Raw genomic sequence first — 15,547 nt, 5'->3', positions numbered from 1 at the left:
CGAGGCCGCTGCTGCTGATCGGAGCGGGGGACTCGCCCGCGAGGTGCTCGCGGCGGTCCGCCTCCTCCCGGACGTCTGGACCCCGATCGGGGCTCTCGACGACTCCGCCGCCCTGCACGGCACCCTGGTCGACGGGGTGCCCGTGCTGGGCGGGCTCGACAGCCTCGGTGACCACCCGGACGCGGCCGTCGTGGCGTGCATCGCCAACGCGCGGCGGCCGTTGTCCCGCTTGAACCTCGTGGAGAGGCTCGGGCTGCCGGACGAGCGGTGGGCGACCGTCGTGCACCCGGCGGCCGTCACCTCCGGCGCCACCATCGGCGCCGGGACGGTGCTGCTCGCCGGTGTCGTGATCACGACACCGCTGGAGATCGGCCGGCACGTCGTGGCGATGCCGCACGTGCTGATCACCCACGACGACGAGGTGTCGGACGGCGTCACGTTCGCCGGCCACGCCTCGCTCGGCGGGGGAGTGTTCGTGGGGGAGTCCGCGTACCTGGGGCAGGGAGCCCTGGTGCGCGAGGGTGTGAAGATCGGCGCCGGTGCCGTCGTCGGCATGGGAGCCGTTGTCCTGCGGGACGTCCCGGCAGGCCAGACGTGGGCCGGTGTGCCGGCCCGCCCGTTGCGTGGGGAGAGCGCGTGATCGAGATTCCGCTGGTGGACCTGCGTGCCCAGCACGAGCAGGTGGCCGACGAGGTGGCCGACGGCTGGGCAGAGGTGCTCAAGACGACAGCCTTCATCGGTGGCCCCCAGGTCGCCCGGTTCGAGTCGGAATTCGCTGCCTACCAGGAAGTTCCGCACGCCATCGGCGTCGGCAACGGCACCGACGCCATCGAGCTGGCGTTGCGCGCGCTGGGCGTCGGCCACGGCGACGAGGTCGTGCTGCCCGCCAACACCTTCATCGCGACGGCCGAGGCCGTCGCCCGCTGCGGCGCGACGCCCGTGCTCGTGGACTGCGTCGACGACACGCTGCTGATCGACGTCACCCAGGTGTCCTCCGCGGTCACCTCGCGCACCAAGGCGATCGTGCCGGTGCACCTCTACGGCCAGGCCGCCCCGGTCGAGCTGCTGCCGCACGGCCTGCCGGTCGTCGAGGACGCCGCCCAGGCCCAGGGCGCCCGCCGCAACGGCGTCGCCGTCGGCGGTCTCGGCGTCGCCGCCGCCACCTCCTTCTACCCCGGCAAGAACCTCGGCGCGTACGGCGACGGCGGCGCGGTGCTGACGACGTCCGACGCGGTCGCCGAGTCGGTGAAGCTGCTGCGCGAGCACGGTTCGCCGCGCAAGTACGAGCACCCGGTGCTCGGCTTCAACAGCCGCCTCGACACGCTGCAGGCCGTGGTGCTGTCCGCGAAGCTGCGCCGCCTCGAGGGCTGGAACCAGGCCCGCCGCGCCGCCGCGCAGCGCTACACCGAGATGCTCGCCGACGTCCCCGGCGTGCGCACGCCGATCGTGCTGGCCGGCAACCTGCCGGTCTGGCACCTCTACGTCGTGCGCGTCGCCGAGCGCGACCGCGTGCTCTCCGCACTGCACGCGGCCGGTGTCGGCGCGGGGATCCACTACCCGACGCCGCTGCACAGGACCGGCGCCTTCGCCGAGTTGGCGGGCTCGTTCCCGGTGGCGGAGACCTCGGCCGCGGAGATCCTGTCGCTGCCGCTCTTCCCGGAGATCACCGAGGCGCAGCAGACCCGCGTGGTCGAGGCGCTCGCGGAGGCGCTGCGATGAGCGGGGTCCGCGTCCACCCCCACGGCCTCTGCGAATCCGACGACGTGGGCGACGGCACGCGCGTCTGGGCGTTCGCGCACGTGCTGCCCGGCGCCCGCATCGGCCGCGACTGCAACATCTGCGACGGCGCGTTCGTCGAGTCGCGCGCGGTGCTCGGCGACAACGTGACGGTCAAGAACGGGACTCTGGTCTTCGACGGCGTCACGTGCGAGGACGACGTGTTCCTCGGCCCGAACGTGCTCTTCACCAACGACCTCCGCCCCCGCGCGCACGTGAAGAAGACGGGCGACGCGCTGGAGACGACTCTCGTGCGTCGAGGGGCGACTCTCGGTGCTGGTGCTGTGGTGGTGTGCGGCACGGAGATCGGTGAGCACGCGTTCGCCGCCGCCGGTGCGGTCGTGACGAAGTCGGTGCCCGCGCACGCGTTCGTTGCCGGCAACCCGGCGGTCGTGAAGGGCTGGGTCTGCGCGTGCGGCCTGCGGCTCTCCGACGACTTCTCGTGCCCGGAGTGCGGCACCCGGCACGAGCAGACGCCGGACGGCCTGAAAGCCGTCTGAGAGGGTGCTGAGCCGGCTGGCCGGTGTCCCGACGGGGCACCGGCCGGTACAGTGGCGGCATGATCGAGCGAATCGAGTTCCACCCCGCCCGGTGAGGCGCGAATGGCCGGACCTCCTCGAGCAGGGGTCCGAAGAACGCCGGCGGGCGTTGACCGCACTTTTGCGGGAAGTCACCACCGACACGGCGACCTCAGCCGACACCCTGCACGACAGGTGCACGCGACTCGCGTTCTACGACCACGACGTGCGAGCCGTGCTGCGCGAACTGGCCCCAGAGCGCTCGCCGCGCCTGGTGAACGCCGCCAGGTGGCTGCTCACGAGCGAGAACCAGCGCGCGGTCCTCATCGGACTCGCGCTCCTGACCGGTCAGGCCCGCGAAAGCGACATCCCGCTCCTCAGAACCCTCGGACAGCACGAGTTCGCGGCGCCCCAGGCCGTTCGCGCGCTGCTGGCGATCCCCGGCGCGCAGACCGACGCCATCTGGGTAGCCGACCGAGTACCGGGCGTCCGCGGCGAGGCGGGCGGAGCCCTGCGCGGGCACCCGGATCCGGACGTCTGCCGCTGGGCCTGCCGGAACTCGTCGGGGTACATGAGGCACGTGCGCGAAAGGGCGGGCAAACACGACTTGCGCGTGCAGTTGCTCGACCGAGCGCACGTGGACGACGAGTCGTGGGACCGCATGGGCAAACGCTTGTACGACATGTGCCACAACGACCTGTCGTCCGAGTTCGGCTACTACCCGCACGACACGACGGCGTTGAGGCGGTGGGTGGCGCTCGCCTCGACCCGACCGGCCACAGTGGACCGCGCCGTGTTGCTCTGCTCCCTGGCGGAGGAGCTGGTGTCCGGACACGCGGCCGTGGTGGTGCGCGACCTGCGCGACGGTCTCCTGAGCGAGATCAGGAGTGTGCTGTCGCGCTGGAGCAGCGTGCTGGAGGAACAAGCGGCGGACGACGGCCGCGCTGCGTGGGTGCTTCGCGAGAGCCCAGGTCTGCGCATGCCGTCGAAGCGGTTCGCGGTGCGGATCGCGACCCGCGCGCCCGAACCCACCGGTGGAGTGGAAGCCAGGATCCTCCTCGACCGCGAGCCGATCTGCGCGGCGTTGTTCGGGGGAGGCTTCTCCGGGTGGCCGGAGCGGGTCGTCGACGGCGGCCGCCTCCTGGCCACCGACGAGCCGCGGGAGGTGCTCCTCGACGATCACGACGGCACCGACCTGTACGTCACGATCGTGCGAGAGGGCGCGGAGGTGGTGTGGAAGGACTGGCGGTGGACCAGGCACAACGATCGGCTGCCGGGCGAGTTCCGCTTCGACGCCGAGGAGTACGACCGGGAGGTGGCGCTGGCGGAGGCGGACCGCTCCTGGGAGTGGCCCGCCCGCACGGTGGCCCGGCTGGTCGAGCACCGGCTGAGGGCTGATCCCTCGATCCTCGGCCGCTGGGACTGCGGACCTGGCCACTGCCGCAGCTCGCGGGACGTCCACGACGCCGCCGTCCTGGATTTCCGGTATCCGGCCGGCGCGTCGTGGGACGAACCGTCGGTGACGTTCCGGCACGGCATCGACGTCGCCGGCCGCGATCCGGTCGAGGTGGCGGACGACGTCATCGCGATGTTGTGCGCCTCCGACCCGAAGAAGACGGTGGGCATGGTTGGCATCGACAGCGCTGCCACGGCCGAGCGGCTGGGTCTGGTGCACCGCCGCTCGACCGTCACCCACCACTGACTCAGGCCGGCACCCAGGCCCCGAGCTGGTCCAACACGTGCACGGCGCCGTCCAGCTTCAACGGCTCCAGCGAACCCCGCCCGTAGAACACCATCAGGAAGTCGTGGGCCGCCCCCTCAGCCGAGGCGTCGGCCGCGCCGTCCCCGGGCTCGACGACGCGGGCACCGTTCGCGGACATCGAGATCCGCCACGACCCGCCCTCGGTGATGCGGTAGTCGACGACGGCGGGTTCGTGCGGCCACGGGCTGGAGGTCGAGAAGCAGGTCATCAGGAACTCGTCCACGCCGTCGACCGCGATCTCCGCCGGGATGGGTTCAGGCGCACCTGCCGCGAGTTGTGCGTCGTAGGTGTGGGCGGCGATCTCGTGGAGCTGGCGACGGGCCGCGGTGGCGACGGTCAGGGGTGACTGCGAGTCACCCCACCAGCCCCAGCACCCCTGGTCCGGGCCGGCCGCCTCCAGCGCGGTCAGCAACAGCCCGGTGGACTCGGCCATCCACTCCGCCAAGCCTTCTCGCGGTGCCTCCACGGGCGTGCGGGCCGGGGGAGTGTCGGACGGTCCCGCGGCCACGATCGCCGCCCACTTGCGGCGGCCGTCGCCCAGGTGCTGCACGAGGTCGAAGACCGTCCAGCCCGGGCAGGTGGGCACCGGTGCGTCGAGGTCGTCGATCGCCGCGATGAACGCGGTGGTGCGTTCGTCGATCAGGCGGAGCAGGTCCGGGAAGGCCATGGGGGTGTGCACGGGCGCTGTCTACCATCGTGGCCCCACCCCGGCACAGTGATTATCGGTCGGCAGTGATCATCGCTGGGCAGCGATCATCGGCTGGTAGCGCCGGAGGATCAAGCGACGTTGATGCGGTTCCGGCGTGGTCTTCGGTCGGGGTCGACGAAGGCCGGTGGACGGAAGACCGGTCTGCCGCCGGCCATCTCGGGTTCCCAGTCCGAGTGGTGGACCAGGTCGTGGTGCCGTCGGCAGAGCAGGGTGAGGTTGTCCAGGTTGGTCTCACCGCCGTTGGCCCAGTGCCGGAGGTGGTGGGCCTCGCAGTGGCTGGGCGGGCGGGTACAGCCCGGGAAGGTGCAACCCCTGTCCCTCGCCACGAGCACGCGGCGCAGCCCCGCGTTGATGGTCCTGGTCCTGCGACCCACGTCGTGGACCTGGGAGCGGGTTCCCAGCACCATCGGGATGACGGCGCAGTCACAAGCGATCTTGCGGACCTGGTGCATCGGGATCCGCTCGCCGTTGTCGAGCCGGGCGGCGCCGATGCCCGTGCGCAGCTTCTCGTAGTCGAGCGTGACGGTGAGCTGCACGCGCTCGCCGCCACGGAGGTGGTGGCGACTCGCGCGCAGGGCCAGGCCGACGACTTCGCAGAACGCGTCGCCTTCTCGTTCCGGAGCGTGGCGGAGGTCTGAGGGTTCCGGCTTCGCGAGCGGATCGATCAGCGCGTCGAGCTTGGCGCCGGTCTCGGCGTCCACGTCGGCGAAGAGGTGGTATCGGCCGCCCTTCCACTGACGCCGCACCACGTTGCGCGGACGCGTCGGCCCGGGTTCGGCCGGTGCCGGGCCGTCTTGGTCGAGGCGGTAGGCGAGTTCCCTGCAGAACGCCTTGGCCGAGCGGGGTTCGTGGTGCTGTGCGTACTCGACCAGGTGGACCTCGGCCACGGCGGGCAGTTCCGCCATCGCTTCGGCCACGACCTCGACGTGCTCCTCGGACAGCGTGCCCGCCGCCATCGCCGCGGCGGCCAGCGGCAGCACGGGATCCACCCTCGCTCCGCTCGGGGTCACGGTGGGGCACAGAGCCCTGGCCAGGGCGAGGGTGCGGCGCGAGACCTTCGGGCCCCAGTGCAGCACGTGCTTGAAGACCTCGATGAGATCCTTGTGCCCCAACGTTTCGGCGGCGTCCTGCTGGTCGAGCGCACCGACCACCTCCACCACCTGGAACTGCAGCTGCCGCAGCGCGCGGACCTTCCGCTTGAGCTCCTCCAAGAGCTCGAGCGGGGAGGCGAGGCCGAGTGCTGTCATGCGTTCATCGTGGTATGAACACGTGTTCGAAAACCATTCCACGATGGGGTGAAAGTGCAGGTCAGGCCTATGGCGCCGTATGCATCGCCTCTCTCTCGCGGACGCTGTAACCGCCGACTGTTTTCACCCGAACGAGCCGTTCATTGGAGCGGTTTCAACGCATACGGTCCAAGAGCATGACCGCGATCACTTCCACCGCCTACAGCAGGGATCTGGGCGACGAACTGCGCAGGCTGCGCGAGAACTGCACCAGTTTCGGGGGCCGCGCGATGGCCGCCCAGCTGGGGTGGGATCCGAGCAAGGTCTCGAACATCGAGACGGGCAAAGCCCGCGCGTCCGAGATCGACCTGGCCCAGTACCTCGCGACGTGCGGCAAAGACCTCGACTACCTGCTCGACTTCACCAGCCGGTACCGGCACGCGTTCGACCTCTACTTCGCCCAGGTACCGACGAATCTGCGCACGCTGGCCATGGTCGAGGCCATGGCCACGAAGATGTACGTGTACGAGATCCTGGCGATCCCCGGCCTGTTGCAGACGGAGGCGTACGCCCGCGCCATGTTCCTCGAGACCGGCCACGAGTCGCTGGACGACATCGCCGGGTTCGTCGCGCTGCGCATGGAGCGGCAGGCGATCTGGCGGCGGCCGTACCGTCCCGAATGCGTCTTCTTCGTGCACGAACTGGCGCTGCGGATGCGGATCGGAGACGCCAAGATCATGGAGGACCAGTACCTGCGGCTGCTGTTCAACGCCCACATCGTGCGGATCATCCCTGCGAGCGCGGTAGGTCTCGCCCTCCAGTCGATGATCACGCTGTTCGAGTTCGGCAAGGCGTCACCGCTGGCTTACACGGAATCCGACCTGGCCAAGGTGTTCGCGCAGGACACGTCGGCCGTGACGGCCACCAGGAAGCTGATCTCGCGGTTGGATGCGGTCGCGTTGGATGAGGAACAATCTCGGAGTGTGCTGGCGGCCTACGTCAGCGGACTCGGGGAGGACCCACATGACCGACGAGCGGATCTGGCGTAAGAGCAGCTTCAGCGGTGGCACGGGGGACAGCAGTTGCGTCGAGGTCTCCCTCGCCCAGGACGCGTTGGTGCGGGACTCGAAGAACGCGAGCGGTGACGTCCTCGCGTTCTCCGCCACCGCCTGGCACAGCCTGCTCAGCTGGCTGGACTGACCTCGGCCGCCTTCCTGGCGGCGGCCTCCGTCCGGCTATCCGCTGGCATCGGTCAGCGGAGGCCCCGATTCGTGGGGTGACGGGGTGCGCGTGGCGACGTTCGAAGAGATCGCCGACGGGCTTGATCGCGTCTTGAACAAGGCCGATGAGACGAACGCCGCCTTGCTGCGGGCGGGAGGTCTTGCCGACGAGGCGGCGAAGCTGCTGACCGAGGTCATGCGGGGGCGGACCACCTCGAAGACGAGTTCACCCTGGCGGTTCAGGCGTGGTCGGAGGCGGCCAATCGGGTTGCTGAACTGTCAGAGATCATCGCTATGGGGTGTCGACGAGTCGAGTCGTACCGCGAGACCCTTCGGGGTGTCGGCTCCGCGCTGCAACCGGCGCTTCCTGGGCAGTCGGCGCCTCCATCAGCGACCACGGTACCGACCGTGGCGGCACGTACGCCCCTGGAGCCGACGTGGGCCGAACGGCAGAGAGAACAGCTTCCCGCCTACGTCACCAGCGGGTTTTACCGGGACTCCGATGGCAACTCCGACGTGGTTCAAAGCGGCCAGGATGCATGGGGGAGCACCACGCGATCGCTGAACACCTGCGTGCCGAAGGCTTCCCACCAATCGGGCCAGGCAGGGGTCACCACCGGCGAGCACGTGGAGGGCAAGGTGGCATGGCGCCTGCGCAACAGTGGCGACACGCACGTCGACCTGGTCGTCAACTTCCCGATGTGCGCTGGTCCCTACTCCTGCAGGAACCTCCTACCCTTCATCCTGAAACCCGGACAGTCCATGACGGTGCATGATCCGATGAAGACCCGTACGTTCCACGGCAGGAGCACAAGGTGAAGCACGCTCTCGACTTCTGGTACTTCACCGGAACGAGTGATGCGGACGATCCCGTCACCGTGGAGTCGAGCGCCGATCTCGAACGCGTCCTCGGCGAGGTGTTCGCGTACAAGCAGTTCCATCCGACGGTGGTCTGCGTGAAGGACCGTCCCACTCTCGGTGGCCCCCTGAGCCTGCCGGACCACCAGCTCAAGTTCGACCTCGACGTACCTCGCCGTGTTGCCGCGATCCACGCGATGGGCGTGCCCGATTTCTTGCCGGCTGACGATCGGGACAAGGTGAACGCCGAGGGGCACGGCACAGCCGAGGAAACACCCGGAGGCGTGATGCGGGCCTGGGTCACGAAGGGCCCGCGAGCACGGCCTGCAACTGTTCGGCAGGCAGACGGTCACGAAGTCGATCTGTTCGTGGACTTCGACACCCGTACGCGATTCCCCGCTGATGCTGCCATCTCGTGGGAGGAACTGTGCGAGGCGCTCAAGGAGTTGGCCGAAACAGGCATGCGGCCCACATGTGTGGACTGGCAGGAGTCAGACGTCTTCTGAACCACCACCGCCTGGCGCGGCCTGCTCAGCTGGCTGGACTGACCTCGGCCGCCTTCCTGGCGGCGGCCTCCTGCCTGGCGATGCGCAGCAACGCCCCGGACACGCCGATCAGCATGAACGTCATGCCGGTGGCCACGCTGAACGCCAGCTCGTCGAACGTCGCGGCGCCCAGCGCGGACGTCAGCAGCGAGGCGACGAGGCACATGGCGATCCCGCGCACGTTCTCGTCGCGCGAGAGCGCGCGGGCCCGCAGTGCCGCGAAGATGCCGCCCAGGAACAGCAGCACGAAGCCGACCAGGCCGAGGTAGCCGTTCTCGATCATCGTCAGCAGGTACTGGTTGTCGAGGATCGTGTACTTCGAGGGCAGGAACGTGCCGAACCCGCGGCCGAGCCACGGGTGCTTGGCGATCTCCAGCCAGGCGCCGTCGTAGTCCTTGGTGCGGCCCTGGAACGACGGGTCGTCCTCGATGTTGGAGAACATCGAGGTCACCGTGCCGAACAGGCCGGGGACGACGATCGAGGCGCCGCCGAGGAACACCGCGCCGACGCCGAGCAGGGGCAGGCCGCGTTCGCGGGGGAGCAGGACCGCCATCACGACGCCGGTGATGACCAGGCCGAGGATCGCGGTGCGCGAGAGCGACAGGATCGACATCAGCGCGAGCAGCGACAGGGCGAGCCACCAGCGGCCGACGGGTTCGCCGCGGTCCTTGGCCCGGAACACGAAGTGCGCGGCGAACGGCACGCCGAGCACGCAGACCAGGCCGAACTCGATCGGGTGGTTCACCGTGCCGGCGGGGCGGAAGAAGATCGACCGCGACTCGAGCGCCGAGTAGCCGTTGTCCTGCACGCGCAGGCCCGGCAGCGAGATGTACGACGCGAGGTCGAGGCCCAGGCCGAACTGGAACAGGCCGACGAACGCGCTGACCGTCAGGCACGCGACCATGACCCGCAGGGCGCGGCTCAGCCTCTCCCCGGTGCGCACCGCGTCGCACACGAAGACCGCGAGCGCCGCCATCGACACGATCCTGATCAGCGCCGAGTCCGACACCGACAGCTCGTCGGCCGGCAGGTAGCGCCGGGTCGCGAGGGCGTACGTCGACAGGTGCAGCACCACGTAGATCGCGAGGACCGTGCGGACGGCGTTGCGGCCCTTGGCCATCGACAGGTGGTCGACCAGGTGCGCGGCGAACCACAGGACCGCGAGGCACATCGCCACGAACAGCGCGGGCGGCAGCGTGATCGGGACGAACGCGATCGTGAACCGGGCCGGGACGACGAGCAGCGCCACCATGTAGAAGATCAGCAGAGTGGCGCCGTCGGCACGTTGGGCGGTCAGTCTTCTTTCGGCCATGCCGGGTCTGCTGGAGGCTTGGGGGCGGCGATGATGACGGTCTTCTGGTGCGCGTTCGGCACGCCCTGCGGCGCGGGGCGCTGCGGCGGGCCGCCTCGGCCGTTGCCCTGGGGCTGCGGCCGGACCGGGGGCGTCGCGGGCGGCGTGGTGTCCTTCTCGGACGGTGGCGCTGCGCCGGACTCCTTGCCGTCCTTGCCCTCCTCGCGGCGCCGGGCCCGCAGCAGGACCGAGTCGGCGGCGAACGTGGAGGCGATCGTCAGCAGCAGCAACACGACCGTGGCCGCGCCGACGTAGCGGACCTTGCCGCCGATCTTGGCCGACGCGGTCGTCGGCTTCACCAGGATCTGCGCGGTGATGAACGTCTGCTCGGGCGCGCTCAACGCCTTCTGCTGCGCCGCCAGCTCGGCGACGGTCTTCTCGAGCACCTTGGCGACGAGGCCCTCGGCGTCCTGCGCCGAGTCGGCCTCGGTCGAGATGAACAGCAGCGGACCGCCGACGGGACCGGTGTTCGCGGTGTAGACGGCCGTGGAGTCCTTGCCCGCCAGCTCCTCCGCGGTCTTCGGGTCGCCGAGGATCTGCGTGAGGATCTGCGCGGTGGTCGTGAGGCTGCCGTCGAACTGCAGCAGCGGGTTGACCCGCACCACGTCCTCGGGCTTGGTCTTCTCCGAGTACCGGCCGCCGGCCGCGGGGGAGGTGAGGACCAGCACGCCGCTCGACTCGTACCGCGTGGGCACCGTGACGTAGACGTACAGCGCGAGGATGCCCGTGATCAGCACTGCGGGCAGGGCGATGTACCACCGCCGCCGCAGCACTCGTACGGTTCCCCAGAAGTCCATCAAAGTCCCCGATCCGCGGCTCGGTCTTGCGATCGCACTGCTCGTAGGGTATCGCCCACCAGGAAAATCGGGGTGAGCTGCCAACTGTTACAGGCCGTAGCTGTCGGGCGATGGAGGAAGGGAACCCAGGAGGCAGCATGCGCGCAGGACGACTGACCGTGACCGTCGCGGCCATTCTCGTGGTCATCGGCGGAACAACGGCTTACGTCGTCTCGTCGGCCGGTGAGGCGGACAACCCGGCGGGCACCGAGCAGGTGTCGCGGGCCGAGGCCGGCGACCTGTTGTTCGTCGACCTCGCCGGTGGGCAGAACCGGGTCGAGAAGCTCGCCGGCAGCGGTTCCCGCACCCCGACGGAGCTCGTCTGCCAGCGGTTCTACTCCGCGGCCGGCACCAGCGTGTGCCTCAAGCTCTCCGGTCCCGGCCCGTCCTACACCGCCGAGGTGAGCCGCGGCGGCAAGCCGGTGAAGTCGATCCCGCTGCCCGGCATCCCGAGCCGCGCGAAGGTCTCGCACTCCGGCAACGTGGTGTCGTGGACCAGTTTCGTCACGGGCGACTCGTACTCGGTGCCCGGCGGCTTCTCCACCCGCACCGGTTTCCACGACCTGCGCACGGGGGAGACGGCCGAGTCGCTGGAGCACTTCGCCGCCACTGTGGAGGGTGCCCCGCTCACCGCGAGTGACGTCAACTACTGGGGCCTGACGGTGGCTTCCGACGACAGGACCTTCTACGCCACCCTGGCGAGCGGCGGGTTCACCTGGCTGGTCAAAGGTGATCTCGGCACGAGGTCCGTGACGTCGCTGCGCCGCGATGCCGAGTGCCCCTCGCTGTCCCCGGACGGCACCAAGGTCGCGTACAAGAAGCGCATCGGCCGTCTCGGCCCGTGGGACCTCGCGGTGCTCGACCTGGCCTCCGGCACGGAGAAGCGGCTGCCCGGCACCGCAGGCATCGACGACCAGACGACGTGGCTGAGCGGGACCGAGGTCGCGTTCGCCGCCGTGCCGAGGGACGCCAGGCTGCCCGCGGTTCACGTCGCCCCCGCCGACGGCTCGCAGCCCGCGCGGGTGCTGGTCCCGGAAGCCACCTCGCCGTCCCCGGTTACGTAGCGAGCTCGCGGCGGAGCACCTTTTCGAGCTCGTGTCCTGCCGCATCCCAAGAACGTCCCTCCACACTGGACGCGGCCGCACGGGCGACCGCGTCGAAGTCCGGCGTTGTGACCACTTCGGACAAAGCGCGCGCCAATGAGTGCGGGGTGGGCGTCGCGTACCGGACGTGGTCGTTGTCCAGGACTACGCGGTTGAAGTGCGCGTCGTTCACCACGGGGATGCATCCGGCGGCGAGCATCTCGTGCGGCACGAGTGAGACGTTGGTCATCGACAGCGACAGCCCGGCGAAGCAGCGGTTGTAGATGGCGTTGAGGTCGTCGGGCGTGACGAGGCCGTGGTCGACGAACTGGGGCCCGAGCTGCCCGATCTTCTCGCCGTAGACGTGGATCTTCAGGTCGGGGTGCTTCTCGGCGAAGACCTCCAGCGCGAGCACGCCGAGCTCGAACGCCCTGCGCGGTGCCTTGCGCCGCGCGTAGAAGACGATGCCGTCGCGCTTCTCGCCGCCGAGCCGGTACCGGTCGGCGTCGCAGCCGAAGTCGAAGTGGTCGGCCGGCATGCCGTGGTCGTCGAGGACCTTGTCCGCGAGGAACCGCCCGGCGGTGAAGCCGTGCATGCCCATCCGGTACGTGTTCTCCGCCAGCGTGTAGAGGCCGCCCTGCGGGTAGAACCACGGTTCGTAGTCCTGCACGAGGTAGAACCTCTTGCCCTTGCACGGGTCGTTGAACGCCGGGTACGCGGTGATCCACGCCGTCGCGAACACCGCGTGCGCGTCCGCCATCCCGTCCGTCACGTCGTGGATCGGACCGCGGAAGAACGGGAACGCGGCGCGGATGCCGGGTTCGAGGTCCGCGACCGTGTTGCCGAACGTGTCGTACAGGTAGAGCTTGCACGTGTGGCCGAGCGACTCCAGGTGCCGGATGAGCCGGAACAGGGTGGTGTGGCCGCCGGAGCCCTTCGACGGGGGAGTGGTGACCCAGTTGACCGTCAGCCTGCCGTCCGCGGGGATCGGCGGGACGACCACGGGCTTGCGCACCTCGACGTCGGCCCTGCGGACGTCCTCCACGCGCACGGGCAGCTCCTCGCCCTCGGCGCCGAGCCGGCGGGTCGCCGCGGTCAGCAGCCGCACGCCGAGCCGCTTCGGCCCCTGCTCGCGGACGATCTTCGTGACCTGCCTCAGACGTCTCACGCGCCGGCCCTCTTCCGCAGCACCGCAATGATTTCGTGTCGCATCGGGAACACCACGAGCGCGTAGGCGAGGCACGACAGCGCACCGCCGACGAGGATCTGCACCAGTTCGCTGTCGACCACGTTCCGGACCGCGATCACGACCGCGACCATCAGCACGCCGCCGAGGAACGGCCGCAGCAGCCGCGCGCCGAGCGCCCCGGCGCGGATGCCGTAGGACCTGAAGGTGAACAGGTACGCGGGCGTGATGACCAGGACGGCGACCACGACGTGCGCCGCCGCGACCCCGCGGATGCCGTCGAGGTGCGCTCCCAGTGCCAGCAACGGCACGAGCGCGCCCAGCCACACCAGGTGGATGACGAGGATCGCTCGCGACCGCCCGGCGGACGCGAGGAAGTCGTAGCCGAGCTCCAGCGCGACCCGGACCGCACCGAGCAGCACCAGCAGCGCGAGCGCTGCCGCGGCCGGAGCCCAGCGTTCGCCGTAGACGACCCGGACGAGCGGCTCGGCCAGGGCGGCCAGCAGCACGCACGCGGGCACCGTGACGAGCGCCAGGAGGCCCAGTGCGCGCCCGAACGACCGCTGGAACAGGTCCGGGTCCTCGCGGACCTTCGAGAACGCGGCCAGCGAGACGCTGCGGACCGGCGCGGAGAAAGCCGCCACGGGCCAGCTCGCGAGGTTGAAGGCCAGCAGGTAGAAGCCGAGCGGCACGGTGCCGAGCAGCGCGCCGACGACGATGTAGTCGACGTTCATCACGCCGAAGATCAGCAGGCTCGACCCGGCGAGCGGCAGCCCGAACGCCAGCAGCTCCTTCGCCTGCGCGGAGTTCCACCCCGGCCGGAAGCGGTCCTCGGTGAGCCAGAACATGATGACCGCGGCGGAGAGGTTCTGCGCGATCCGCTGCCACGCGAGGCTCCACGCGCCGAAGCCCATGACCGCCAGCACGACCGCGACGGCCGTCCCCATGACGAAGGCGGCCGTGTCGGCGTAGAACTTGTGGTCCTGCCGGAAGTCGCGCTGCATCATCGCGCCCGGCACCGCGGTGGCGCCGGCGATGACGAGCGCGACCGACATGAGCTGGATGACGCCCGTGGCCTCCGGCGCGTCCATGGCGCCCGAGAACCACGGCGCGCCGAGGAAGCAGATCAGCGCCAGCAGCGTGCCGGACGCGAGCGACAGCGTCGTGACGGTCGGCGCCATCTCGTCGACCGGCCCGTTGTGGCGGACCAGGGCGGCGCTCACACCGAGCTCGGACACGCTCAGCACGATGTTGAGCACGACCAGGGCGACCGCGAAGACGCCGAACTGCTCGGGGGCGATCAGGCGGGCCAGCAGGACGCTGATGCCGACGGCGGCGAGGCGTTGCAGGAGCGAGTTGACCGCGCTCCACCGGATCGCCGAGGAGACCTTGTTCTCCAGCTTGCCGGTGTCCTGCTCCGTCGTCACCACTCGCCCCGCCACTTCCACTTTTGCGTCCCGATCCACAGCTTCGCCCTCTTGCAGGCGTGCGGCGCGAGGAAGAGCTGCGTGCGGTTCAGGAAACGCGGGCTGAACCTCTTGCGCCGCAGCAGCGCCCGGTACTCCGGCAGCTCCTCGAGCGCCGGGTAGGTCTCGCGCGCGAAGCCGAGCAGTTCCTCCTCGGTGCCGTCGAGCTGGTCGCGGTCGTGCAGCCGCACCGCGCGCCAGAGCGCGTCTCCCGCGATCGCCCTGTGCGCCAGCGTCCCCAGCCGCGCCGGCAGGCCGGGGTTCTGCTCCAGCACGAGGTCGAACACGTCCCGGCGCTGCTCCAGGTCGGCGAACACCGACTTGAACGTCGTGCGCATCATGGAGTTCTCGTGCACGCGGTAGTACGCGCCGGGCTTGCCGCTGACGTAGCCGATGTCCGACACGGCCGCGATGCGCAGCCACATCTCCAGGTCACCCGCGTGGGGGAGGTCCGGGCGGTAGCCGCCGACCTTCTGCTGGACCTTCGTCCGCACCACGACCTCCGGCGAGGAGATCACGTTGCGGCTGCTGCGGAAGCGGTTCTCGATCCACTCCTCGCCGCGCCACACCTTCGACGTGACCGGGAGCTGCGTCACCCTCGGCAACGCGTTGTGGTCGCTGTAGTACACGACGCGGCCGTAGACCATGCCCACCTCGGGGTTCTGCTCGAAGACCCCGGCCGCGCGCTGCAACGCTCCCGGCGCCAGCAGGTCGTCCGCGGACAGCAGCACCGTGTAGTCGGCGCTCGCCCAGTCCAGCAGCCCCTCGTTGTAGGTGGCGATGTGCCCCTTGTTCACCTCGTGCCGGTACCCCTCGACGCGCTTGTCGGCGGCCATCAGCTCGGCCATCACCTCGGGCGTGTCGTCCGACGACGTGTCGTCGATCACGAGCACGCGCACGTCGACGCCCGGCTGGTCGAGGACGCTGCGGACGCAGGCCGGCAGGAAGTGGGCGTAGTTGTAGCAGGGGATCACGACGTCCACTGTGGGAAGCGTTGGCACAACCTGAGTAT

General features: G+C 69.9%; 16 protein-coding genes. 9 read left to right on the top strand and 7 right to left on the bottom strand.

Features of this window, described 5'->3' with window-relative positions:
* Positions 1-43 precede the first annotated feature (43 nt).
* The 4 genes from V1227_RS15365 (at position 44) to V1227_RS15350 (ending at position 3,996) form a co-directional block, all read left to right on the top strand.
* Positions 44-640, top strand: coding sequence for a NeuD/PglB/VioB family sugar acetyltransferase (locus tag V1227_RS15365; protein ID WP_329793236.1), 597 nt, complete (start codon positions 44-46; stop codon positions 638-640).
* Complete coding sequence (locus V1227_RS15360) at positions 637-1,719, top strand: DegT/DnrJ/EryC1/StrS family aminotransferase (protein ID WP_442916496.1); 1,083 nt, start codon at positions 637-639, stop codon at positions 1,717-1,719. Before V1227_RS15365 ends, V1227_RS15360 begins: the two co-directional genes overlap by 4 nt.
* A complete protein-coding gene (locus V1227_RS15355) occupies positions 1,716-2,276 on the top strand; it encodes an acyltransferase (RefSeq protein ID WP_329793235.1) in 561 nt (186 codons plus the stop codon). Before V1227_RS15360 ends, V1227_RS15355 begins: the two co-directional genes overlap by 4 nt.
* A gap of 148 nt (positions 2,277-2,424) precedes the next feature.
* Positions 2,425-3,996 (top strand): hypothetical protein, encoded by a 1,572-nt coding sequence (locus V1227_RS15350; RefSeq protein ID WP_329793234.1) that lies wholly within the window; start codon positions 2,425-2,427, stop codon positions 3,994-3,996.
* Position 3,997: 1 nt separating this feature from the next.
* Here the strand turns inward: V1227_RS15350 and V1227_RS15345 are convergent, their stop codons facing one another.
* Together V1227_RS15345 and V1227_RS15340 are read right to left on the bottom strand one after the other, a co-directional pair.
* Positions 3,998-4,735, bottom strand: a complete 738-nt coding sequence (locus V1227_RS15345) for a maleylpyruvate isomerase family mycothiol-dependent enzyme (protein ID WP_329793232.1) — start codon at positions 4,733-4,735, stop codon at positions 3,998-4,000.
* A gap of 98 nt (positions 4,736-4,833) precedes the next feature.
* On the bottom strand, positions 4,834-6,012 hold the full coding sequence (locus V1227_RS15340) for an HNH endonuclease signature motif containing protein (protein ID WP_329793231.1): 1,179 nt from the start codon (positions 6,010-6,012) through the stop codon (positions 4,834-4,836).
* Positions 6,013-6,188: 176 nt separating this feature from the next.
* Here V1227_RS15340 and V1227_RS15335 point away from each other — a divergent pair, with 176 nt between their 5' ends.
* From V1227_RS15335 to V1227_RS15320, 4 genes are all read left to right on the top strand, one after another.
* A complete protein-coding gene (locus V1227_RS15335; protein ID WP_329793230.1) occupies positions 6,189-7,040 on the top strand; it encodes a helix-turn-helix domain-containing protein in 852 nt (283 codons plus the stop codon).
* Entirely contained in the window at positions 7,015-7,191 is a 177-nt protein-coding gene (locus tag V1227_RS15330; RefSeq protein ID WP_329793228.1) for a DUF397 domain-containing protein, read from the top strand. The genes V1227_RS15335 and V1227_RS15330 overlap by 26 nt, the downstream gene beginning before the upstream one ends.
* Before the next feature lie 428 nt (positions 7,192-7,619).
* The gene (locus V1227_RS15325) at positions 7,620-8,030 is read left to right on the top strand and encodes a DddA-like double-stranded DNA deaminase toxin (protein ID WP_329793227.1); all 411 of its coding nucleotides are present in this window, start codon (positions 7,620-7,622) and stop codon (positions 8,028-8,030) included.
* On the top strand, positions 8,027-8,575 hold the full coding sequence (locus V1227_RS15320; RefSeq protein ID WP_329793226.1) for an Imm1 family immunity protein: 549 nt from the start codon (positions 8,027-8,029) through the stop codon (positions 8,573-8,575). Before V1227_RS15325 ends, V1227_RS15320 begins: the two co-directional genes overlap by 4 nt.
* A gap of 25 nt (positions 8,576-8,600) precedes the next feature.
* Here V1227_RS15320 and V1227_RS15315 read toward each other — a convergent pair whose 3' ends face one another.
* Positions 8,601-9,926: an O-antigen ligase family protein gene (locus V1227_RS15315; protein WP_329793225.1), complete on the bottom strand. Its 1,326-nt coding sequence runs from the start codon at positions 9,924-9,926 to the stop codon at positions 8,601-8,603.
* Positions 9,908-10,762: a hypothetical protein gene (locus tag V1227_RS15310; protein ID WP_329793224.1), complete on the bottom strand. Its 855-nt coding sequence runs from the start codon at positions 10,760-10,762 to the stop codon at positions 9,908-9,910. The genes V1227_RS15315 and V1227_RS15310 overlap by 19 nt, the downstream gene beginning before the upstream one ends.
* Before the next feature lie 137 nt (positions 10,763-10,899).
* Here V1227_RS15310 and V1227_RS15305 point away from each other — a divergent pair, with 137 nt between their 5' ends.
* Positions 10,900-11,865, top strand: coding sequence for a TolB family protein (locus V1227_RS15305; protein ID WP_329793223.1), 966 nt, complete (start codon positions 10,900-10,902; stop codon positions 11,863-11,865).
* On the opposite strand, the gene V1227_RS15300 is transcribed toward V1227_RS15305, so the two are convergent.
* From V1227_RS15300 to V1227_RS15290, 3 genes are read right to left on the bottom strand one after another with little or no spacing between them, the layout of a single operon-like run.
* Positions 11,858-13,051 (bottom strand): rhamnosyltransferase WsaF family glycosyltransferase, encoded by a 1,194-nt coding sequence (locus tag V1227_RS15300; RefSeq protein ID WP_329793222.1) that lies wholly within the window; start codon positions 13,049-13,051, stop codon positions 11,858-11,860. The genes V1227_RS15305 and V1227_RS15300 overlap by 8 nt on opposite strands.
* A complete protein-coding gene (locus tag V1227_RS15295; RefSeq protein ID WP_329793221.1) occupies positions 13,048-14,496 on the bottom strand; it encodes a lipopolysaccharide biosynthesis protein in 1,449 nt (482 codons plus the stop codon). Before V1227_RS15295 ends, V1227_RS15300 begins: the two co-directional genes overlap by 4 nt.
* Positions 14,493-15,518 carry a glycosyltransferase gene (locus V1227_RS15290; protein ID WP_329793220.1) on the bottom strand — a complete coding sequence of 342 codons (1,026 nt, stop codon included), beginning with the start codon at positions 15,516-15,518 and terminating at the stop codon, positions 14,493-14,495. Before V1227_RS15290 ends, V1227_RS15295 begins: the two co-directional genes overlap by 4 nt.
* Between the last annotated feature and the right edge of the window lie 29 nt (positions 15,519-15,547).

The sequence above is a fragment of the Lentzea sp. DG1S-22 genome (genome assembly GCF_036321065.1).
Taxonomy (GTDB): domain Bacteria; phylum Actinomycetota; class Actinomycetes; order Mycobacteriales; family Pseudonocardiaceae; genus Lentzea; species Lentzea jiangxiensis.
The sequence above is the reverse complement of the archived record's forward strand: the minus strand, read 5'-3'. Positions and strand labels throughout refer to the sequence as shown.